This window comes from Streptomyces kryoterrae (assembly GCF_054072135.1).
Window position 1 is genome coordinate 52,111 of sequence record NZ_JBSUSM010000002.1, and the last position, 21,311, is coordinate 73,421.

A 21,311-nucleotide genomic window follows, 5' to 3' on the forward strand; every position below is an offset into this window, starting at 1 on the left:
GATGGTCTGGAGTGGTGCATCAGCGCAAGGTGGCCCTGGCCGGGGCGGCTCATATGGAGCTTGTCTCCGGAGTGGTCCAGCTGCGTCCGGAGGACGCGATGTTCGACGCGATGCTGCGGGGCTGGCGGGCTCAGCAGAAGTCGCGAGGGCTGAAGGACGAGACGATCGACCCGAGGGAACGGCTGATCCGCCGTTTCCTGGAGTTCGCGAACGAGTACCCGTGGCAGTGGACGCCGGCCCACCTGGACGAGTGGTCGGCATCTCTGACGAGCGAGAAGCATCTGGCGCCGTCCACGATCCGCAGCTACCAGGGCACTGTCCGGCTGTTCACCGAGCTTCTCATCGACGCCCGTTACGGTTGGGGCCCGGCATGTGAGGAAGCATTCGGCACCTATCCGGTGGCGATCTGTCATGAGTGGAATACCCTCCCTCACCTGCAGGAGTACGAAGGCGCCCCGGAGGCGAGGCCGTTCACAAGGGAAGAGCTTCAGCGGTTCCTCGACTACGCCGACGACCAGGTCGCACGCGCCGTGAAGTCCAAACGCAAGGGGGCCCTCGCCGCCTACCGGGATGCCACCCTCTTCAAGGTCATCTATGGGTGGGGGCTTCGCCGGACCGAAACGTCCAAGCTCGATGTGGTCGACTTCGGGCGGAACCCGCAGGCCCGGCAGTTCGGCCGGTACGGCACGCTCAACGTCCGCTTCGGCAAGGCGAAGAAGGGGCAGCCGCCGCGGCGGCGGAACGTGCTGTCGGTGATGGACTGGGCCGTCGAGGCTGTCGCTGACTACGTCGAGAACGTCCGGCCGCGGTTCGGAGCCCCTGATCACCCGGCTCTGTGGATTACCGAGCGAGGGGGCCGCCTCCAGCCCGGTTCTATCAACGACAGGTTTGAGGCATACCGCGACGCCTTGAAGCTTCCGAAAGATCTGACTCCCCACTCAATCCGGCATTCTTACGTCACGCATCTGACCGAGGACGGGGTCGATCGCCGGTTCATCCAGCAGCAGGTCGGCCATGAGTGCGACAGCTCCCTGGCCATCTACACGCACGTCAGCGATGACTTCATGAACACTTCCCTGCACAAGGCACTGGCTCCGGCGTTCGCCGGGGCCTGACAGGAGGAATCCGGCGATGGCCGCCAAGCTCGACTACCACTGGCACCTGCGCAAAGTCATGGCCGATCGCGGGATGTTCTCGACCACCGACCTCATCCCTCCGCTCGCCGAACGCGGCATCAGCCTGTCATCGAGCCAGGTCTACCGGCTCGTCGTCGAGCGACCTGAACGGCTGAGCCTGAAGATCCTCATGGCCCTGCTCGACATCCTCGACTGCACCATGGACGACCTCATCGAGCCCATCGTGGCGGCCGGGGCCGTGAAGAAGCCGAAGAAGGCAGCCGTCGGCGGCGGCACGGCATCCGGTTCGGAGGGACTCGGCGGACTGCGGCCCAAGCGGGCCAGGATCAGGGGTGTTGACCGGCCGTGACCACTGCTGACCATCTCGATCGGGCCGTCGCGGACCCGATCGGCCTGATCACAGACCTGGTCGCAGACGTCGAGGAGGGACTCGGCGCCGAGACCATCCGGGCCGTGGTCACCGCGGTCGCGGGCGGCCGCGCGAAGTCACGGCGCCTGGCGGAAGCCCTGGCCACGCGGCCCGCCGTCCTGACCGACGGCCGGTCCCCGGCACCCCGGGCCATCGGCGATCTACTCATCGGGCTCCGCAGGGCAGGCGCCTCGGCGATCTCGCCGCCGGTCTGCGTCGAGTGCGGCAAGAAGTTACGAACCTTCCAGCGGCAGGGCCAGGACTGGTACTGCTCGGTCTGCGGGCAGGAGACCACGGAGTGCACCGCCTGCGGCAACGTCCGCCGCGTCGGCTTCCGGGACCGCATGGGGCTGCCACGTTGCAAGATGTGTCCCGACAACGACGACCGTGATCCGGTCACGGTCGTCCACGAGGTGATCACCGCGATCGCCCCGGACGCCGACCGCGACGTGATCGCCGAAGCCCTCCGTCGCACGGCACCCCAGCGTCCCACCTATCGGCAGCGAGTGGTCTGGGCCCTGGAGGAGAACCCACGTCTGCTGACCGGAGAGGGCCATTTGGCACCGCATCGTGCCATTCTGCGGTTCATCGACTTGTTGCACGAGGCAGGCGTCGCCGGGATCGTCCGGCCCGCCTGCCCCCGCTGCCACCGGGTTGTCCACATCGACAAGCCGCTGGACGGGCAGCGGGTCTGCCGCAACTGCATCGCCAAGTCCCGCATCGAAGAATGCGTACGCTGTGGTGCTCGGCGCGAACCGGCTACCCGCGACGCCCAGGGGCGACCACTGTGTCCGAACTGCCTGATCAGGGACCCGGCCAACCGGGAGACGTGCACCGTCTGCGGCGAGTCACGCATGGTCAGCTGCCGCACCGCCGAAGGGCCGGTCTGCCCGAACTGCCGTCCCCTGCCCGTACTGCTCTGCTCGATCTGCGGCCGCACCGCACCCTGCATGCTCTCGAAGCTCACCGGCCTGCCCCGCTGCGGCGGCTGCGACAGACGCCCGGCTCACTGCATCGTCTGCGGACGACTCCGCGGCATCCACTCCGGCACCGCCGACGCCCCCGTCTGCGGCCCCTGCACCACACCGGACGCCGAGCTCTGGCGCCCGTGCCCGACCTGCGGACAAGCCGAACGGCTGCATGCGCCGGGTCCGTGCCCCCGCTGCACCCTCAAGGAGCGGCTCCACGAGCTCCTCTCCACTGACACCGGCTCCATACCCCCGAAACTGCAGGCCCTCCACGAGGCCCTGGCCGGCACCGAACGCGCCGGCACCGCGATGCGCTGGCTCTCCAATGGCATCGTCTCCACCGTCCTGTCCGACCTCGGCTCCGGCCGCCGCCCCCTCACCCACGAAGCCCTGGACGAACTCCCCGAAGGTAAGGTCGTCGAACACATCCGCAGCGTCCTCGTCGCCACCGACACCCTGCCGAAACGCGACGAGCAGATGGTCCGTCTTGAACGGCACGTGAAGGACCTCGTCACCTCCCACACGACCGCCGAAGGACGGAAAATCCTGCACCGGTACGCAACCTGGCACCTCCTGCGCCGGCTTCGCCGACGCAGTCGCGGCAAGGAGACCACGCACAACCAGCTCCAGGTCGCGCGGCAACATCTGCGGGCAGCCGTCTATCTCCTGAACTGGCTTGCGGACCAGAACCTGACCCTTGCCACTTGCCAGCAGACCGACCTTGAGCGCTGGATGACCAGCGACGACGTCCGCCACCGCCAGGAGGCAGGCCACTTCGTGCGCTGGGCCCTCTCCCAGAAGATCGCCCGCGATCTCACCTTCCCGGCCGAACGATGGAACGGCCCCTCCCAGCCCATGGACGACGAAGTCCGCTGGCACACCGCCCGCCGCCTGCTGCACGATGACACCCTCAAGTCCGAAGACCGCCTCGCTGGCCTGCTGTTGCTCCTCTATGCCCAGTGGCCCGCGGCGATCTCCCGGCTCACCGTCGCCCACATCGAGGAGACGGACGGAGAGGTCCGCATCCGCCTCGGCGCCGTCCCGGTCGAACTTCCCGCACCTGTCGCCGAACTGGCCCTCCACCAGGTCGAGGCTCGTCGCAGCCATGCCGTCCTCGGCCGCACAGACTCGCCCTGGCTCTTCCCCGGAGGCCAGCCCGGCCGACCGATCAGCGCCTGGGCCATGGGCGAACGGCTCCGCAAACTCGGCATCCGCCTCGCGGAAGCCCGCTCGACCGCACTGTTCCAGCTTGCCTCCGAGCTGCCCGCTGCGGTTCTCGCCCGCACCCTCGGCATCGACATCACCGTTGCCGTCAAGTGGCAGCGAGCCGCTGCCGGAGACTGGGGCGCTTACGCAGCCGAGGTCAGCCGCCGGACCAGGTCGTCGTGACACTCAGGGCGGGCCAGTCCAGCACGGTGAGCTCGGGCCATTGCTCTTGCCATCGTGCCGCCTTGGTCTCATAGACCGAGCGAGGGGCGAGCACAGGGTTCGGCCGGACGACGAGGTTGAACATGTCCGAAAGGCCATGCGGCGCATACACGCGCCACCGGCCGTCAGTCTCCAGCCGGACTCCCAGACAGCAGGTCGTCGCAGCGAAACTGTCGATCGCCGCCTCAGTGGAGTCATACGGCGGACACGCCACTCCGAACTTGTCCTCATACCAGAGGTGGACCCGGGCCTCGTTGCGGATCTCAACCTCTGCCGGAAGGTCGGCGAAGACCTCCTTGCCGGTCTTGATCACGGCATCTTCTGCTTCCCAGGACAGATCGTCGGCGTCGAAGTAGAAGACGTCGTAGTCCTTGATGCCGCTGGTCGGTGGTCTGTCCGTTGCCACGTTCCACACAGTCTGGAACAGGCATCCCGCGGTCACAAACCACCCAGGCAGACCCAACGTCGCAGTCCGCGCCAGCACCTCCGTCAACACGTCGTTACGCGATAGCACCGCACGCAGGGACTCGAGTTGCTCGTCGAGAGGGAGTCGGCTGATCACCACCCCTGCCTACCACAACTCGCCCAGGGCCACGGCCGATCCACTTCGCGAAGCCCCTCCTGGCTGTTTCGACGGCTGCGGGAGGTCGATCCCACTGAAAACTCAGGCATCGCGAGCAGAACCAGCTGGGAAGCTGTCTTCATGATGGACAAGGCCGGCGGGGTTCAAGGTCAGACGGTTCACCCGGGAAAGTACGCGCGCATCGAGCGGGAACGGCGGTTCTTGCAGGCTGAAGCGCCGGCACCGTCAGCAGTGACGGTCACCCGGATGATCACCGACCGCTATCTGGTGGGAACGCGCCTGCGTCTGCGACGCGCCGAACGGTCAGACGGCGGCTGCGAACTCAAGCTCACCCAGAAGGTGCCGGTCTCTCGGCCAGGCGCGGTTCAGGGCCTGATCACGAATACGTACTTGTCGTCGGCTGAGTACGACCTGCTCGCCTCACTGCCGGCCGCAGTGTTGACCAAGACGCGTTTCAGCGTGCCTCCCTTGGGCGTCGACGTCTTCGACGGACGTTTGCAGGGCCTGGTCCTGGCGGAGGGCGAGTTCACCACCGACGAGGAGGCCCAGTCCTTTATGCCCCCTCCAGAGTGCGTGGCAGAGGTGACCGACGACGCCCGCTTCACCGGAGGCCGACTCGTCGAGACCTCTCGCCAAGACCTGCTTCAGTGGCTGGCCGAGTACGGGCTCCATCCAGCGACTCCCTAGGCGTCGAAGCCTCTCGGGCACAGGCATTCAGGCAGTTCCAATACCCGACTCCACCATTAAAGGTCTCCCTGGAGCGGAAACGCAAAGCCGTCGAGACAGTTGCCCAGCTGACCCTCGACCGGCACGGCAACCCCCACGGCTACAGCGACGCACTGGCCTACGAGGGCCAGACCGTCGCGGTCCCCTACGGCGGCTGCAGCGAACCGAGTAACGTCAAGGCTGGCGGGCAGCACTGCCGTATCCGCTTCCAGTGCGCTGGCTGCGACTTCTACCGCCCCGACCCCTCCTACCTGCCGGCGTTGGAACAACAGGTCGCCGAGCTGCGGGCCGACAAGGAGGCAGCCCTGGCGATGGGCGCTGCCGACTGGGTCATCCGCAACTTCGACGACCAGATCGCCGGCTACGGCAAGTCCCTGGACCAGATGCAGCACACGCTTCAAGCACTGCCAGAGCGCGAACGAACGGCCGTTGAGGAAGCGGCCCGAGAACTGCGCAAGGCGCGATCAGCCGCCGCATTCATCCCACTGGACCGCCTGAACGTACGGAGCAGCGGGTGAGCAGAACCGCATCGTCTCGCGACGCCCGCGTGGCTCGGTTGCGCCAGGCCAGGCAATCGGACAGCGTCACCAAGACCACCCGTGCGCGGGAAGTTATCCGCGACCTGCTCACAGCCGGACAACGCGTCTCCTTCGCCCGCGTCGCACGAGAAGCGAGCGTGTCGACGTGGTTCGTCTACAACAATCCCGAGGTCAAGGCGGCGATCCGGGACGCGATGAACGACCAGACCCATCATGGGATAGAAGCAGCTGCGGCTCCCCGGTCTGAGCGGGCCACGCCCGCCAGCCTGCACACCGACCTCGCGCTCGCCCGTGAGGAGATCCAGGACCTGAAACGGGAGCGTGACACTTTGAAGCGCCGCGTCCAGCTTGCTCTGCGCGCGGAGATCGACCACGTGGCACAGGCCGATCTCGTCGATCGAATCCAGGATCTGGAACACCACAATCAGGTCCTGGCCACAGACCTCACCCAGGCCCGCGCCAGCGCCGAACGACTCGCGAAGCAGCGTGAGGAGTCGGAAGAAACGATCACGTCGCTTCGGCTCGCCCTGCGCAAGGCCATACGCGCAGTGCCTTGAGATCCTCATCCGACGAAGTGGTGGCCCCTACCGAGAGGGGCCGCCACCCGTCATCACCGGGCGAGTTCGACCGTGATCGGCTTGGTGGTGCAGGAGGAGGCGAGACGGGTGAAAGTGTCCTTCTCGCGACTGTCCACAGTCAGGCCGTAAGGACAGCTGATCAGCGGTGGGCGGGGAAGTTCATCGGGCCATGGCCGGTTGCCGCAGACGGGAGCTCCCAGTCGTTGCTGCCGCGGTGCACCCTTTGTCCCGGAAGCGCGCATGCCGGACGTAGCCCTGCTCATGCACAGCGACATGTAGTCGGGTTAGCCCGCTCTCAGCCTACGAAATCATCGAGATCTGTTGCAGCCGACGCCGCACGGGAGCGGCCAGGGCAAGCCCCCCGGCCAGCCCGGCGCCGCCCAGGACGGCACATGTCCACCACAGGACGGCGGGTCCCGCAGTGGCGTACAGCTGGGCTCCCATCGGCAGCCCGATCAGCTGTGCGGCCGCATACGACCAGCCGAACGTGGCCTGGTAGCGGCCCTGGGCACGGTCCGGGGCCAGATCGGCGACCAGGGAGCCGACGAAGCTGGCTGCCCCGATCTCGCCCAGGGTCCAGACGCATACCGTTACGACGTAGCCGAGCGCGGAGTCGGCCAGTGCGGTGGCGGCAATACCCAGGCCGAAAACCAGCCAGGACACCCCCAGCACTACCAGCCGGTCGTAGCGTTCTAGCCAGGCAGAGAGCAGGGGCTGGGTGACACTGATGATGATGCCGTTGGCCAGGAAGACTGATCCGTAGACGGAGCCGCTCAGGCCGTCGTCCCTGATGGCCAGCGGCAAACCGACCGTGATCTGGGCGGTGACTATCCCGTTGACCAGGTTGAGCGCGGCAAGGGCGAGCAGCAGCCGGTCGTGCAGCGCACCGGGTGCAGCCAACCCGTCTGCGGCGGGCGCTCGTTCGCGCTCCGGAGGGTCCGCCGGCAGTAGGACGAAAATCAGCAGGGCGAACGCGCCGGTGGTCAGTGCCTGCACAGCGAACAGGGTCCCGTAGCCGTGCCGGGCGAGCAGACCGGCGAGCAGACCACCCAGTGCCACACCGAGATTGACGGCCCAGTAGATGAGGCTGTATGCGCGCGGACGGTCGGCGACCGGTACGGAGGTGGCGACCACCGCGGCGGCAGCCGGGCGGTAGATGTCGGCCACGACGCCGAACAGCAGTGCGGCGGCGAGGACCGACCCCAGCCCTCGGGCTGTGCCGAGTAGGGCGCTGGTGGCGCAACTGGCCGAAAGCCCTGCCACCAGTGCGAAGCGAGGGCCGAACAGGTCCGTGAGCACACCCCCCAGCGGCTGGGAGGCGAGGCCGCCCACACCGACCGCTCCGAGCACGATTCCCGCATCCTCCGCCGTCAGACCTTGCTCCCCCAGATAAAGCACCAGGAAGGGCACGGCCATGCTGCCGATGCGGTTGATGAACTGGCCTGAGAAGACGACCCAGAAGCTTCTCGGCAATCCACCCATACGAACCGCACCGACGGCGCGCGCCACATTTGGGCCGAGCGTCAAGAATTCCCCCACAGTAAAAGAGCGACCCATTTGAAATGGGTCCCACGCAGGTGCGCTATCGTTATGAAACCTCGATTGACGCCTATGTCACATATCAGCGACTGACCGGCGGTTTCACACCCGTCAGAGTGCAGAGCGCGCCGGAAATGAAAGCAGAGGTCATTTCGGCGACGACCTTGCCTCCGTTCCTGACCGACGCGCGGATGAGGCTGGCGCTCCGGCCGATCTTAATGGGGTGGTCCGAGTCGCTAGGCTCCATAGGAAAAGCACTTCTCGGACTTGAGGTAGTCGAAGGTCTCCAGCAATGTGCTCGCGTCCGGAGCAGCGGCATACACGCGCGCGAGCGCTCCTGTCATCGTTCCTTCTTCCCATTGCGGCCGTTCTCCTCGCACATAGTTAACCCGTGCGCTCATTACACTGGGCAGCGCAAGCAATTCATCCGCAGTGGGTACATGAGCAATTTCTAGGTGCCGAGACGGTATTTGGGGCAACATGATGGCAGATGCCATCTTGAACTGTCCGATGTCGGGGGGAGTCTTCCCCAGGGCGACATCGGCAAGCGCTCTAATGATGTCGTAGCCGGCAGCGTAGTAAAGCTGCTCCGGAACTCCGCCGCCAACCCGGCAGTTAACCTCGATGATCATCGGGCCGATCGCCGTCAGCTTGAATTCTGCATGCACGGCACAGTTGGTGAGTCCGAGAGCTGTGATTGCCGCCGAGGCGGCACTGTACAGATCATTTATGTCTTCCGCCGGCAACACCGAGGGAAGAATTCCGCCATTTTCCCGGAAAGGATCAGTGAGGGGAAACTTGTCGGTCACGGCGAGATGGCTGATCTGTCCACCATGTACGATGGATTCGACGCTGGCATAGTCTCCGTATCGCTCGTCTGAGTATTTGCTGACGCCTATGAGTCGCTCTTCAAGGATAAAGGTGGCTGTTTTGCCGCCGCGCGCATCGTTTTCATGAGCTGCGCGTGCTGTCTCCCACAGGCCCCTGAGGCTCGTGTCTGGGCCGACCGCGTAGGTTGCCAGGCTGCCCGCCCCGGTCACCGGCTTGAAGATCGCTGGTGACCCAACGTGCCGGTGTGCCTCCTCGAGCTGTTCGGCGCTACGCACCAGCGCAAACCGGGGAACCGGAACGCCGGCCTCAGCCAGACGTTGGCGCTGCACGTACTTGTCACGCATTGCCGGAACAGAAGGCAACGGGTTGGCTGGGAGCCCCAGTTCCGCAGCCGCTGTGTGGGTATCGCTGACCCGCAGCTCGCTGAACGAGAGAAGGCCGTCAGCGTTTTCGGAGAGGGCGAATTTCTTGATCATCTGGACGAGATTCTGGCCCTTGTGGAAGATCGAGCTTCGACACCCCCAGGACGTGAACAGTTCCTGCTTTCCGTTATCCGCCGACTCGTCTCCGGACGGCATCCACAAGACTGCGACATCGTGCCGATCGCAGAGCCGCGGGAGGTACCAATCCGGGGAGAGACCAAATCCATCCACAAGGATAAGCTTCGGGCGGGGGTGAGTCGAGTCATTCATTGGATTCTCCGTAAGGGCGAGACGTGTAGGTTTATGTCAAGTGCGGTTTCATTAGGCGGTCCGAAAGTGACGCAGAGGTCCGGCCTCGGGAGGAAAACGGCCCAGCGCCCACGTCGCACCAGCCGCGACTCTGGAACCCTTTGCGATGTGATGTTTTCGCGCGCGACGAATCCGGCCAGTACCAGTGCCACCGTCTGCAGGGCATATGCTTCCGGAGTACCAGCCGCACTGGGCTCCGTCAGCGACTCCGGCGAAGACCCGAACTTGCCGAAGTCAGTAGTTCCATCCCATCGACAGGAACTTGGCTATCGGCGGCCCGAAATGATCGGTGTCGACCAAGAATGCGTCGTGCCCCTGTGATGAGTCCAGTGGCAGGAATTGAACATCGGTTCCTCCAGCACTTAGCCCCTCAGCAATCTGCTGCTGCTGCTTCAACGGGAACAGGATGTCGGTCTCTACGCCAATCACCAGTGCCTTCTCAAGGTGCAACTTGGACAGGGCGTCGTTCGGGGTGATACCGCAGCACTCACCCAGGTCGAACTGGTCGATCGAATGACTGAGGTAGAGGTAACTGTTGGGGTCAAATTCGCGCAGGAAGCGGTGGGCATGGAATTCCAGATAGCTCTCAACCTCGAATTCCAGGCCAAACGGCTCCTCCTCCGTTTGACGATCTGCGCTCAGGCGCGCTCGACCGAAGCGGCTCTCCCACTCTTGGGCCGAACGATACGTCGCCATGCCCAACTTGCGCGCTATGAGCATGCCTCGCTGCGGATACTGTTCCGCGTGGTACCAGCCCCGGTTCCACAGTGGATCACACCGGATCGCCTCGCGTTGCAGGGAGCGGATGGCGATCGAGAACGGCAGCGAGTGCACTGCCCCGGAGATACTGATATGGCTCTGCGCTATCCCAGGGTGCCGAGCGAGCAGAGCCAATGAGCTCATCCCTCCCATCGAGGCCCCCAGCACGCAGGCCAGGCGATCAAATCCCAACGCGCGCACTGTGTAGGCTGCAGCATCCGCGATGTCCTCAATGGTGACGTCAGGGAATTTGAGCCGATAGAAGTCGCCTGTTCTTGGATCGATAGAGGCTGGTCCCGTCGAGCCCTTACAGCTCCCCAAGGAGTTGATGCAGATAACGTACCAACGGTCCGTGTCGATGGGCTTTCCCGGCCCCACCATTGCCTCCCACCATCCTGGACTTGGGTCGTCCGGGTGTGCGGCAGGGTGCGCGTCGGCCGAAAGGCCGGCGAGAATCAAGATAACCTCGCGTGCAGCGTTCAACTTCCCATAGGTTTGGTAGCCGATGCGCGCACCGTGAAGCGTGCCACCATGCTTCATCGGAAAATCTTCGGGCAGGTCGATGAAGCGAGTGGCAGGGGGGATGAATTCCCTCATGCGCCCGTTCTCCTTCAGGTTCAGGCGACGCCGGGGGCCTCGTCGAGCGAGGCCAGCCATTCGTCGTCCGAGCCCTCATTCATTCCGTCGAACAAAAAGGTGGACAGGTAGCGCTCGCCGGTATCCGGCAGCATGGTGAGAAGGACCGAGCCCTCGGGAGCGGTCTTCGCGATGCGCAGCGCTGTCGCCACGTTGGCTCCGGCTGTTATACCCGTGAAGATTCCTTCCTCGGCGGCGAGCCGGCGCGCGGTGTCGCGTGCCACGACTTCGTCCACGGTCAGGAGTTCATCGATCACGCTTCTGTCCAGCACTCCGGGCACCCAACCGGGGGCCAGCCCCTGAATCTTGTGGGTCTCCCACTCCTGGCCGGCCAACACGGCGGCCTTGTCCGGCTCAAAGGTCACGATGCGTACATTGGGCCGGGCGCGCTTCATCATCTGGCCGACGCCTGTCAGGGTCCCGCTTGTACCGAAGCCACAGACGAAGTAGTCCAGCCGCTTTCCGGCAAAGTCGCTGAGAATCTCCGCCGCTGTGGTTTCCCGGTGGTAGGCAGGATTGGCAGGGTTGTCGAACTGCCGGGAGCGGAACCAGCCATACCTTTCTGCCAATTCGTCGGCAATGACCCTGCCGTCAGTGCGGCCCTCAGCGACAGCGGGGAAGAGGATGACTTTGCCGCCGTAGGCCCGTATGAGCTTCCGCCGCTCCACCGAGAAGTAATCGCACATGACCGCCACAAATCGGTAGCCACGCGCCGCGGCCACCATTGCCAGCGCGACGCCCGCATTGCCCGAGGTACATTCCACGATCGTGTCGCCGGGCTTCAGTTCTCCTCTCGCCTCGGCGTCGAGGATGACGGAGAGCGCGAGGCGGTCCTTCACGGAGCCACCGGGGTTGAACGACTCGACTTTTACATAGAGCGTGACATTCTCAGGCGCAAGCCGGTTCAGTTTGACGATGGGCGTGCGGCCGATAGTGTCGAGAATACTGTCAAAGAGAGGCATGGGGGAACTGTCCTTTGTAGGCGAATACGGGGCTTCTTGTATCCGGCCGTGGGGCAGACGCTGCGTCAGCCGGTAAGCCGCTGCGGTACTCCAGGCGCAGGGGTTATGACCGGGCTGGCCCTGACACTCCCTGGGTTCGATACCCACGAGCTAAGCAGGAGGACCTGCCCCTGCCCCCACCACGGCAAGATCACTCAAGCGGAACCCCTCGTTCGACGGGCACCGCTCAAGTCTGCAAAGACAACGACGGCTTACTGACGCGCCGATATATTTGCACCACCGGAGGAACCCGATGCAGAAATTTCCGGGTCACGGTCGCGCTGCGAACCGCAACATAAGACGGTCAGGTCCATGCAGTCCTGATGGTGCGCGCCACGAAATCGGCTCCATGATCTCAGGGGTTCCCAACGTGGCTGTGAGCTCACTCAAAGCCTCTGAGACGTGGCTGAACGAGGTCTTGGAGGCCATGCAGTGGTGCGGTCCCATACTGAAAGACAGGTGTGATTGGTGCCGCTTTGTGAGGATGTCGAATTCATGACCGCCATCTGAGCCGTCGCGGTTGGCCTGCAGGGAACACAGGATTACCGGGCTGCCCACCGCCAAGTTCATTCCCTGGTATTCAATATCTTCCGTAGCAAACCGAATCTGAAGGGGCGCCCCCGGAATCCAGCGCAACGTTTCGGCGGAAGCAGCATCGGCCAGTTCAGGGTTCCCTGCCAGCGATTGCCATTGCTGTGGATGATACGCAAAGGCTATTACGCTGTTGGCGAACTGTAGCCTGAGTGCCTCAAACCCAATGACCAGTGACATCAACGCGCGCAATGTCGTCGCTGCATCCGGGGACTTGCTGACAAGGACGGATACGGCGTCCCAGCCGGGCCGTCGCCTACGCTGCTCGGCAAGGTCAGTTAGATACAGGTTGAGCTGCATGGCAGCTTCGTTCACCTTGGTCACTACATTGTCGAGTGATAGGTCGTGCACCAGGGACAGGTCACGTGCACATTGCGCAATCGGCGCGTAATCCGCCATGGACACGCCGAGCATCGCGGCGATCATCCGATCAGTGAGAGGTGTGGCAAAATCTTTAAGAAATTCACATTCCGGAGAGACTGCAATTTCCTCCGCCAACTCGCGGGCAATTTTCTGGACGAACGACGGTGTGAACGGCTCGCACTTGAATGCATGCCCAATCAACCGGCGTAGGCCATCATGATTGCCGGTCTGAGATGTGACCGTCAGCGAGTTGATTAGGAGTGACCCGAACCACTCATCAGCGAAACTACTTTCGATACCGGTCAAATTCAACTGTTGGCGGCCGGCATGCACGAGACCGCGGTGGCGCGAGAGTTCGCTTACCTCCCTGTGGCGTAGCACCACCGGTCCCAACTCTGACGTCGCATACCATGATTTCTGCTGTGCGGCCTGCACGCATGGCAGGGCAAAGTGAAATGAACGATCCAGAACATCAAGATGCGCCGGTATTTCGGCATCGACCCCAGGAGATATCTGAGTACGGGAGGAGATATCTCTCCCATTGACCTCACTAGACGCGGGATAATCTAGTCCTCGGTTACTCATAACTGTCACCATTCTGTGAGGTTCGGTGGAATTCCATACGCTCACACTGAATAAGGTGCGGCACATGGAGGGGTCTCCTCGACCCGAATTTACTTGAATTGACTGCCCTCTATGCCAAGCAACGGTCAGTGGCTCGTCGTTAGTGTCCCTGCCACTCCGGATAACGCTCGGTTCGGTAAATTGGAGCAACCGCTACTACCTTACGGTCGCCAATGCGAGGTCACGCAATACCTCGCTCGCAAGATGGCACCTTCGGGCACAGTGTTTGGTAGCAGTGCTTGCTTGCGGAGTGCCCCTGATGCCCATTGCGGACAGTTAATTCTTCTCCTTTTGGCCAGGCCCGTCGCGCCAGAGCCCCGACGCCTTGTCTATGGCTTGTGCTGTTATGTGACGATCACCTGTTGCCATAGATGGAGCGTGCAGTTCCGAAAGGGCACCATCGAGACAGTCCTACTGCCCGTGCGTACCATCGAGATTGACATCTCCAACGGCGTGATCGGCCTGTTGTCCACGGACAAGCGAGACGTGGTCGCCGCGACCTTGCGCGTCAGGGCTTCGGCGTATTCGCGCGCAGTCCGGTTCGTGATCACGTGAGGACGAGTAGTGCGAACAGGCGTTTCAGGTCGCGGGCGTCGACGCGGCCTGCTGCCGCCGATGGGCTCCATCGGCGGCTGCGTGGACAACGCGATGATGGAGCCCTTCTGGGGCCGGATCCAGGTCGAACTGAACCGCCCCGGGTTGGTTGGAGACTCTAGATTGTGGTTGTGACCTGGAGTTTCTGGGTTGTCTGGTAGTGGCCGGCTTCGTATTCGGCGGGTGGGACGTGGCCTATCTCACCGTGCAGGCGGCGGAAGTTGTACCAGTCGATCCATTCGGCGGTGGCCAACTCCACCTCGGCCAGGGTCTTCCAGGGCCGTCGGGGCTTGATCAGCTCGGTCTTGTAGAGGCCGATCGTGGATTCCATCAGGGCGTTGTCGTAGGCGTCGCCGACCGAGCCGATGGAGGCTGCGATGCCGTCGTGGGCCAGGTGCTCGGCGAGCTTGAACGAGGTGTATTGCGACCCGGCATCCGAGTGATGTATGAGCTTGCCGGGCGTGTGCGGGTGGCCGTCGCGGTCCCGCTGCCAGATACCCATCTCCAGCGCGTCCAGGACCAGTTGGGTCTCTTTGCTCATCGCGGCGGACCAGCCGACGATGCGGCGGGAGAAGGTGTCCACGACGAACGCGACGTAGACGGTGCCGGCCCAGGCCGCGACATGCGTGAAGTCCGCGACCCAGGTGCGGTTCGGCGCGTCGGCGACGAAGTCGCGGTCGAGACGGTCCGGGGCCCGTGTCGCGGCCGGGTCGGCGATGGTGGTGACGACCTTCCGGCCGCGGACGGCGCCGGTGATGCCGAGTTCACGCATGAGGCGTTCGACGGTGCACCGGGCCACCGTGTGGCCCTGCCGGTTCAGCTCCCGCCAGATCTTCCTGGCCCCGTAGACACGGTAGTTGGCGTCGAAGATCTCCTTGATCAGGTCCTTGAGAGCGGTGTCCCGCAGTTGGCGGGCGGAGGGATTCTCCTGGCGCTGTTTGTGGGCGTAGTAGGTGGAGGGGGCGATGCTGCAGTCGTGCTCGGAGAGTGTTCTGCAGATCGGCTCGACACCGCCGAAGCGGTCCCGGCACTCGTCGATGAACGCTACGAGCGCAGATGTGGCCGGTCGAGCTCGGCCGCGAAGAAAGACGCCGCGGCCTTCAGGATCTCGTTCGCCCGCTTCAGTTCGGCGTTCTCCTTCTTCAACGCCTTGACCTGGGCAGACTCCTCCGTCGTCGTCCCTGGCCGAGTCCCGCCGTCGACCTGGTCCTGGCGGACCCACGAGCGCAGCGTCTCGGTCGAACCGATCCCCAGCTTGCTCGCGACCGCCTTCATCGCGGCCCACTCGGTGGCGTAGTCGGGCCGCACCTCGGCGACCATGCGGACCGCACGCTTGCGCAGCTCAGGAGGGTAAGGGGAGGGACGTGCCATGACTCAATCCTCTCAGAGAATCGAGCCTCCATTCGACCCGGAACGGTTCAGTGCAGATAAGCCTGGTGTTGCACGAGTCGCGGTCAGCGTCGACCCAGTGGCGGAACTTGGAGCGCTCGTACCCGGTGCGGTCCTCGGTCTGGACGGCCAGGGCGTGGAGGGCCTCGCGTACGGGCAGGGCCACGGTGTCGCCGGGGGCGGCGGCGTGCGCGGCGGCGGGGGAGAGCAGGGCGGCGAGTGCGGAGAACGCGGGGGCAGTGCTGGCGGTATGGGAGCGGGTGGGGCGCACGAAGGGTTCCTCTCGGAGATCACGGACAGCGGGTGATCTTCGTAGCGGGCGAGGCCCGCGCCACGTTCGGCGATCCGCCGCCGGTTCACCCGTACGGGCCGGTAAGTCACACAGGCGCCTGAGGGCCTGAGGCAGCACGCTGTAGGGCTGGCGCCCGGCGCGTTTCGCTCTCACCACCGCGCGCCCCTCGATCGGGTGACGGCGGATCGGTTCTGCACATAGGAGGGGTGACGGGGGCGCGTCGTCAGATGTCTGTACAGAAGGGAGCAGAGTGTGACCTCTGACACGAACCAGGCGGTTCTTGAACAGTGAACCTCTCCGTATGGCTCTGTTTTCCCAGCTCACAGTGCTTGCGTGGAACGTCTGCCCGATTAGAGAACTCACGTTCCGCTTACGGTCAAGATCGGTGAGTGACGATTTTCGGGGGTCGCATGAGTTTCAGGCCTTGAAAATCGACAGGGTGGTGCGTGAGGGCCCAATCCAACTGGGCGCTTGCGCGGGAAAGTTGACCCGTGCTGGATCCCACCGGCCTCGACGGAGAGTCCGGTGCCCGCATCGCATGGAGGACCGTATGGGCAACGGCGACGTCACCACTGACGTATCGCCCCAGGACGGCGGCCACGGCCAGCCCGTCCAGGCCCCTCCCGACCTGCCGCTGGACTTCGAGGCCTTCTACCTGGGACATCAGGAGTTCTTCCACGACTTCGCGGAGATCCACCTGGGAAGCCGCCGGGTCGCCGAACAGGTCGTCCACCACGTCTTCCTGACCATCCTGGGCGGCTGGGACGATCTGCTGCAGCAGGGCGACCTCGAACAGCAGACCCTGGCGGTGCTGCACTGCTGCGTCACCCGCCGCCTCAAGGAGGACGGACGCCCGCCAGCCTTCCTCATCAACGCCCCGATAGCCCGCAACCTGCAAGCGGTGCGCAGCCAGCTGGAGATCGCCAGCAGCACGAACGGCCTGTACGAGGCGATCCTTCAGTTGCCCACCCGCCAGTTCACCGTCATCGTCCTGCGCCATCTGCTCGGCTACCCGACCAAGCAGATCGCCCGCTACATGGGCCTGGACACCCGCACCGTCGACTACCACGGCCGCAAAGGCAAGGACCGCCTGCGCATCCAGCTGCGCCTGCCCGCCGACCCGCACAAGAGCAAGAAGGGACCGGGACAGTGAGCACCACCATCGACGCCCTCCTGGCCGACGCCCGTGTCCCCACCACACGGCACGAGGGCTTCGACGTCGGCGCCGCGCTGCGCCGCCTCGCCGCCGACGCAGCCACCGCGTCACCGATGCCGAACCGGGACATGGTCCGTGCCGCGGAGGCCGGCCAGCGGCTGTCGGTGGTGTGCCGCTGGATCCTCAACAAGCCCGACGCCGCCGACCACGTCGACCGCCTCGCCCAGGAACCCGACGAAGTGACCGCGGACCAGCTGGACGTCGACGGCGCCCTCATCTTCGCGTGCCTGCTCCACCTCACCGACCACCGCGAGAGCGCCCAGTTCTGGTGGCAGCTCGCCGCCGGGGCCGGCCACCGCGCCGCCGCCTACTGCCTGCACCTGCACCACCTCGCCCTCGGTGAGACGCGCGAGGCACGGCACTGGCTCCACGAGGTCACCCACGACGTCCTCGACTCCGAAGCCCCCGACAGCGACTTCCTCGCCACCCTCGAAGCCGTCGCGACGTACGTCCGCAGGACCGGCTCCAGCCTCACCAGCCCGCCCACCGGAGGCCTCGAAATGGAGGTCGACCGCCTCGCCACCGAGAAGACCGGCTCGTGCATCATCGTCCGGCGCCCCGACCAGCAACTCGCCGACCGACTGCATGACTTCACCCGCCGCTGACCGCGCGACACCACCGAGCGTGTGGCTTTGTGACGGTTACCACCCCGTGGCTGAGCCCACGTCATCTACCTGCGCTTTCAGCTGGGTCGTGAGCCGCTCGGTGGGAACTGGACGGCGCGAGACGGCGCGAGACGGCGCGAGACGGCACTCATGGCTGCGACGCCGGAACCGGCTGTTCGCGGCCGTCGATACACTCCCCTGAACGCGCAGAAGGAGCCCTGAATCCCAACTGGTTTCTCAGGCCACAGTGTTGGGAGGGCTCCCTGCGCGGTGTTCCAGCACGCCGAAAACGAGAGGAACTCCGTTGGACGAGAGTAACGCGAAACGCGGGCCGAAGCACTGGGCACACATGGGCAGGCGGGTCAGGGACACCGGCTATCGCCTGCGCAAATGGCTCGGAAGGCATGGCCAGGATGTCCAGATCCAGTTTCTCCAGGGTGCGGCGAACCGGCTCGGCAGCGGCGCGGTGACCCTGCTCATCCTGTGGTGGGAGACCCGCCACTGACGCCGGCGGCGGGCCCTGCGGGTGGGCCCGCCGTATCCTCGCCAACCGGCCTTCTGCCGGCGGCACATTGCGAACGTCGCTTTCGCCATGAGATGACGACACCGACGTCTCACCAGTCCCTGCGTTCTGGAGACCCAAGACTGGCGCCGTAGCCGTACCGGGCACCGCCCACGTCAAGCAGCGCACGACGCGGTTTCCTTGATCTCATTGGGCGTGGTGCAGCCAGCGCTGGAGGGTGTTGTTGACGTCTGCCGGCAGGGTGCTGAGCTGGTCGATGACGGCACGGTCTTCGGGCATCGGGGGGATGCCGGTGACGGTGAGTGCCGCATGCAGGGCGAGACGTTGCTGGTCGTGTGGGCTGAGGATGTAGTTGAGGCGGTCGGCGGGGTTGGGCGGCGGCAGGAAGTAGTCGAGGTCATCGCAGGGCTGGGCGGCAGTCGGCCAGGCATCGTCACTGGGATGTACGGCGTAGGGGTCGACGACGGCGCACGAACCGAGGCTCTCGTAGCTCCAGGCGGTCATTTCTGTCTCCTCACCGGCGAACTGCGGATCACAGGTCCAGAGCACCGCAAGGACCCCTTCGGTTGCGGCCGCGACCGTACGTCACACTGAGCTTCTTCGAGTTGGCCTCCGATCAGGTGACGGCCTGCGAAGCGCAACGAGCGAGGCCCCCGGGCTGTTGATCGAGATGTCTGACGTCTCAACCACGCTGCTCGGGGGCCTCGTTGGTCATCTGTCCTGCCGCACTCGACCTGCCCCATGCCCTCGTGGAGTGGGTCACGATGCTCATCGTCACCCGTGAGGGTGACCGGCGCTGCAAGCTCCGCCCATCTCAACGCGCGATGGTGGCACTGGTGTACCTGCGCGAACACACCACCCTGGCGAAGATCGCTACCGGGTTCGGAATCAGCGAATCCACCGCCCACGCCTACACCAGCACGGTCATCCACCTGCTCGCCGAACGCGCGCCGGGCCTGCTGAAGGTCCTGCGCGAGGCCGATGCGGACTTCGTCCTGCTGGACGGCACGCTCGCCGAGTGCGACCGGGTCGGCGACGGACGGGCCGACTACTCCCACAAGCACCGCCGGCACGGGGTGAACGTGCAGGTGGTCACCGATCCGGGCGGCCGACTGCTGTGGCTCTCACCCGCACTGCCCGGCCGGACTCACGACCTGACCGCCGCCCGCACCCACCGGATCATCCGCATCTGCGAACGCCAGGGCGTCCCCATCCTGGCCGACCTCGCCTACCAGGGCGGCGGCCCGTGGGTAAGTACCGGCATCAAACTCAAGCCCCTGCAGGAACTCACCCTCACCGAGAAGACCCTCAACCGCGCGCTGTCCGCGGCACGGGCACCGGTCGAACGCGGCGTCGCACACCTGAAGTCCTGGCGCATCTTCCGCAGATCCCGATGCAGTCCCAACCGGATGACGTCAATCGCCAAAGCCGTCCTCACCCTGGAGCGGCAACGCTGAAGAAGCTCACTGATGGCGCCATCGACTGCTGATCACCTGGTGTGACCAGTAGATGGCAGTCGGCGCAGCACTCCGGCGATGTTCGGCAGAAATAGTGACAGAGCGTCACTCGGCCGTGGTGCGGCCACGTGCTGGCCAGGGTGGCGCTGCTCTTGCCGGGGTACGTTCCCCGATGATCTGGCGGCACCGTGGCTTCACCAGTGAGTCGTGGCTCCACCCAACGAGTTTTGGCCCCCTTTGCTGCAGTAGTCCACCGGCGGGTGAGGCTTCTCCGCGCAGGTTTGGCGGATGCCGGGGGCAGGAATCGCTATGTCACCGGCAGGCGGGCAAGTACCGGAACCCCCTGATCAGCCGTGATGCTCTGCCGGGTGTCCCACCCTCGCGGCCTCGGGCCAACCTTCGGGAGAGCAGCTGTGGTTGATCTCGGTTTCGTGGGCCCCAGCCGGCCCGCCAACGACTACCGGTTCGTGAGCGTCACCGACGGTGACACCCCCAACATCGAAATGGCCATCCGCATGGTGTCCATCGACACCCCGGAAAGCCACTACGGCGGCGCCCCGGCCACCGCCCAGGCCACTCTGGAGCGCACCAAGACGCGGCTGCTAAACGGCACCTACGACGCGCTGCCGCAGGACCTGCGCAATTATCTCGTCGCCCGGATCACCCCCGACGCCGCGCAGCGCCATCAGGACGCGGGCCAGGCGGCGGCCGAGGCGCATACGGCCATGGTGGCCACCCGCCTGGCCCGTCCCGACGGCTCCCAGCGCAAGATGGCCGTGATCGCCACCGGCGAGCTCGTCGAGGGCAACGGACGCCTGCTGGCCTACACCGCGCCCCGGTTCATCGGCAGCGCCTCCGATCCGCTGCCGCCACGCGACAACCCCCGCCGGTGAACGTTCAACCTGGACATGGTGGCGCTCGGCTGGGCGGCCACCTTCCTCATCTACCCCTCCATCCCGCCCGCCAGGGACCTGAACCTGCTGCTGGACGGAGGCGCAGGCGGCCTGGACACAGCAACTCGGCGCCTGGGCCCAGTTCGGGCAGGACCTGCTGCTGGGATACGAGTACCGGGCCTGCATCAAGCTCGGCGCCAGGGAGCTGACCGACCCGGCCGGGGCGATCTCCCAGGCCTACCAACGGGTGTGCGTGGACCTGCGGATCCTGACCGAAGGAGGCCTCTACGACTACCACCAGGTGCCGCCCCAGCACCGGCTGTGGATCTGGGCGACCGACCTGGGGCAGGCACGCAAGGACCTACTGATCAGCTCCTGAACCCAGGCCCGCGCCGCGCTCCGTGATCCGCCGCCGGCTCACCCGTGCGTGCCGGTAGGTCACACAGGTGCACCGGCCCGGCGCGACGGGCGCGAGCCCGGTGGGCTGGGTGGCCTGCCCCCTCTGGCACGCCCCGCACACCGCGGGCTCTGGGTGGGGACATGCATGAGATCCGGCGGCCGGTAGGACGCCGGGCCAACGAGTGGTCCAGGCGGTGAACTCCTCCGGCGAGAAGACGTTGTCCAGGCTCAGCATCGCGACCGTGTGCGGGACATCCCCCTCCACTGCGCCGCCAGCGACCCTCCCGGTCGGCGATGCGGGCAGCGCCTGATCGGGAAGCTCGGTCTCCCATGCGGCGATGCCGCGGACCAGCCGGTCGTAGGTGTCGTCGTCAAGCACCGAGGTGCCGCCCGTGTAGTAGGCGGCCGACGCCTTTACCGCGTCCTCGACCGCCTGCGCGTAGCGGCGGAAGAACCTGACCGAGCGAACGAACTGGTCGTGCTGGAGCATGTCCGCGGGCA

At 65.2% G+C, this 21,311-nt stretch carries 22 protein-coding genes and 1 pseudogene; 14 read left to right on the plus strand and 9 right to left on the minus strand.

Features of this window, described 5'->3' with window-relative positions; genetic code table 11:
- Window positions 1–11 precede the first annotated feature (11 nt).
- From ACW4TU_RS45260 to ACW4TU_RS45270, 3 genes are read left to right on the plus strand one after another with little or no spacing between them, the layout of a single operon-like run.
- Window positions 12–1,115, plus strand: a complete 1,104-nt coding sequence (locus ACW4TU_RS45260) for a tyrosine-type recombinase/integrase (protein WP_457430884.1) — start codon at window positions 12–14, stop codon at window positions 1,113–1,115.
- A gap of 16 nt (window positions 1,116–1,131) precedes the next feature.
- Window positions 1,132–1,485, plus strand: a complete 354-nt coding sequence (locus ACW4TU_RS45265; RefSeq protein WP_457430885.1) for a helix-turn-helix domain-containing protein — start codon at window positions 1,132–1,134, stop codon at window positions 1,483–1,485.
- Window positions 1,482–3,902, plus strand: coding sequence for a site-specific integrase (locus ACW4TU_RS45270; protein WP_457430887.1), 2,421 nt, complete (start codon window positions 1,482–1,484; stop codon window positions 3,900–3,902). The genes ACW4TU_RS45265 and ACW4TU_RS45270 overlap by 4 nt, the downstream gene beginning before the upstream one ends.
- Here the strand turns inward: ACW4TU_RS45270 and ACW4TU_RS45275 are convergent.
- Window positions 3,877–4,503 (minus strand): nucleotidyltransferase family protein, encoded by a 627-nt coding sequence (locus ACW4TU_RS45275; RefSeq protein ID WP_457430889.1) that lies wholly within the window; start codon window positions 4,501–4,503, stop codon window positions 3,877–3,879. The two genes, ACW4TU_RS45270 and ACW4TU_RS45275, sit on opposite strands and share 26 nt — an antisense overlap.
- Before the next feature lie 141 nt (window positions 4,504–4,644).
- On the opposite strand from ACW4TU_RS45275, the gene ACW4TU_RS45280 reads away from it, so the two are divergent.
- The 3 genes from ACW4TU_RS45280 to ACW4TU_RS45290 are packed head-to-tail and all read left to right on the plus strand — an operon-like array spanning window position 4,645 to window position 6,346.
- Window positions 4,645–5,211, plus strand: a complete 567-nt coding sequence (locus ACW4TU_RS45280) for a CYTH domain-containing protein (RefSeq protein WP_457430891.1) — start codon at window positions 4,645–4,647, stop codon at window positions 5,209–5,211.
- The gene (locus tag ACW4TU_RS45285) at window positions 5,172–5,768 is read left to right on the plus strand and encodes a hypothetical protein (RefSeq protein WP_457430893.1); all 597 of its coding nucleotides are present in this window, start codon (window positions 5,172–5,174) and stop codon (window positions 5,766–5,768) included. The genes ACW4TU_RS45280 and ACW4TU_RS45285 overlap by 40 nt, the downstream gene beginning before the upstream one ends.
- Window positions 5,765–6,346, plus strand: a complete 582-nt coding sequence (locus tag ACW4TU_RS45290) for a DUF6262 family protein (protein WP_457430894.1) — start codon at window positions 5,765–5,767, stop codon at window positions 6,344–6,346. Before ACW4TU_RS45285 ends, ACW4TU_RS45290 begins: the two co-directional genes overlap by 4 nt.
- Before the next feature lie 321 nt (window positions 6,347–6,667).
- Here ACW4TU_RS45290 and ACW4TU_RS45295 read toward each other — a convergent pair whose 3' ends face one another.
- From ACW4TU_RS45295 to ACW4TU_RS45315, 5 genes are all read right to left on the minus strand, one after another.
- Entirely contained in the window at window positions 6,668–7,876 is a 1,209-nt protein-coding gene (locus tag ACW4TU_RS45295; RefSeq protein ID WP_457430896.1) for an MFS transporter, read from the minus strand.
- A gap of 266 nt (window positions 7,877–8,142) precedes the next feature.
- Window positions 8,143–9,315: an ATP-grasp domain-containing protein gene (locus tag ACW4TU_RS45300; protein WP_457430898.1), complete on the minus strand. Its 1,173-nt coding sequence runs from the start codon at window positions 9,313–9,315 to the stop codon at window positions 8,143–8,145.
- Between the two features lie 387 nt (window positions 9,316–9,702).
- The gene (gene metX, locus ACW4TU_RS45305) at window positions 9,703–10,824 is read right to left on the minus strand and encodes a homoserine O-acetyltransferase MetX (protein ID WP_457430900.1); all 1,122 of its coding nucleotides are present in this window, start codon (window positions 10,822–10,824) and stop codon (window positions 9,703–9,705) included.
- A 20-nt stretch (window positions 10,825–10,844) separates the two neighbouring features.
- Window positions 10,845–11,825: a cysteine synthase A gene (gene cysK / locus ACW4TU_RS45310; protein ID WP_457430901.1), complete on the minus strand. Its 981-nt coding sequence runs from the start codon at window positions 11,823–11,825 to the stop codon at window positions 10,845–10,847.
- A gap of 309 nt (window positions 11,826–12,134) precedes the next feature.
- On the minus strand, window positions 12,135–13,253 hold the full coding sequence (locus ACW4TU_RS45315) for a cytochrome P450 family protein (protein ID WP_457430902.1): 1,119 nt from the start codon (window positions 13,251–13,253) through the stop codon (window positions 12,135–12,137).
- A gap of 609 nt (window positions 13,254–13,862) precedes the next feature.
- Between ACW4TU_RS45315 and ACW4TU_RS45320 the strand changes: the two genes are divergently transcribed.
- Window positions 13,863–13,997 (plus strand): hypothetical protein, encoded by a 135-nt coding sequence (locus ACW4TU_RS45320; RefSeq protein ID WP_457430903.1) that lies wholly within the window; start codon window positions 13,863–13,865, stop codon window positions 13,995–13,997.
- 157 nt (window positions 13,998–14,154) lie between these two features.
- Here the strand turns inward: ACW4TU_RS45320 and ACW4TU_RS45325 are convergent.
- Window positions 14,155–15,407, minus strand: a protein-coding gene (locus tag ACW4TU_RS45325; protein WP_457430862.1) for an IS3 family transposase whose coding sequence is annotated in 2 segments (ribosomal slippage) — window positions 14,155–15,125 and window positions 15,125–15,407 — 1,254 coding nt in all. Because the reading frame shifts where the segments join, the coding sequence is not laid out codon by codon here.
- Between the two features lie 97 nt (window positions 15,408–15,504).
- Here ACW4TU_RS45325 and ACW4TU_RS45330 point away from each other — a divergent pair.
- From ACW4TU_RS45330 to ACW4TU_RS45345, 4 genes are all read left to right on the plus strand, one after another.
- Complete coding sequence (locus tag ACW4TU_RS45330) at window positions 15,505–15,732, plus strand: hypothetical protein (RefSeq protein WP_457430905.1); 228 nt, start codon at window positions 15,505–15,507, stop codon at window positions 15,730–15,732.
- 535 nt (window positions 15,733–16,267) lie between these two features.
- Window positions 16,268–16,870, plus strand: coding sequence for a sigma-70 family RNA polymerase sigma factor (locus tag ACW4TU_RS45335; RefSeq protein WP_457430907.1), 603 nt, complete (start codon window positions 16,268–16,270; stop codon window positions 16,868–16,870).
- The gene (locus ACW4TU_RS45340; protein ID WP_457430909.1) at window positions 16,867–17,538 is read left to right on the plus strand and encodes a hypothetical protein; all 672 of its coding nucleotides are present in this window, start codon (window positions 16,867–16,869) and stop codon (window positions 17,536–17,538) included. The genes ACW4TU_RS45335 and ACW4TU_RS45340 overlap by 4 nt, the downstream gene beginning before the upstream one ends.
- Window positions 17,539–17,842: 304 nt before the next feature.
- A complete protein-coding gene (locus ACW4TU_RS45345) occupies window positions 17,843–18,043 on the plus strand; it encodes a hypothetical protein (RefSeq protein WP_457430910.1) in 201 nt (66 codons plus the stop codon).
- A 204-nt stretch (window positions 18,044–18,247) separates the two neighbouring features.
- On the opposite strand, the gene ACW4TU_RS45350 is transcribed toward ACW4TU_RS45345, so the two are convergent.
- Window positions 18,248–18,565 (minus strand): hypothetical protein, encoded by a 318-nt coding sequence (locus ACW4TU_RS45350; RefSeq protein WP_457430912.1) that lies wholly within the window; start codon window positions 18,563–18,565, stop codon window positions 18,248–18,250.
- Window positions 18,566–18,768: 203 nt separating this feature from the next.
- Here ACW4TU_RS45350 and ACW4TU_RS45355 point away from each other — a divergent pair, with 203 nt between their 5' ends.
- The 3 genes from ACW4TU_RS45355 to ACW4TU_RS45365 all read left to right on the plus strand — a co-directional run bounded on the left by ACW4TU_RS45355 (window position 18,769) and on the right by ACW4TU_RS45365 (window position 20,790).
- Window positions 18,769–19,518, plus strand: a complete 750-nt coding sequence (locus ACW4TU_RS45355; protein ID WP_457430913.1) for a transposase family protein — start codon at window positions 18,769–18,771, stop codon at window positions 19,516–19,518.
- Between the two features lie 413 nt (window positions 19,519–19,931).
- Window positions 19,932–20,411 (plus strand): hypothetical protein, encoded by a 480-nt coding sequence (locus ACW4TU_RS45360; RefSeq protein ID WP_457430914.1) that lies wholly within the window; start codon window positions 19,932–19,934, stop codon window positions 20,409–20,411.
- Window positions 20,412–20,664: 253 nt separating this feature from the next.
- Window positions 20,665–20,790, plus strand: coding sequence for a hypothetical protein (locus ACW4TU_RS45365; RefSeq protein ID WP_457430916.1), 126 nt, complete (start codon window positions 20,665–20,667; stop codon window positions 20,788–20,790).
- 204 nt (window positions 20,791–20,994) lie between these two features.
- On the opposite strand, the pseudogene ACW4TU_RS45370 reads toward ACW4TU_RS45365, so the two are convergent.
- A pseudogene (locus ACW4TU_RS45370) lies at window positions 20,995–21,300 on the minus strand (hypothetical protein); the annotation flags it as partial.
- Window positions 21,301–21,311 lie beyond the last annotated feature (11 nt).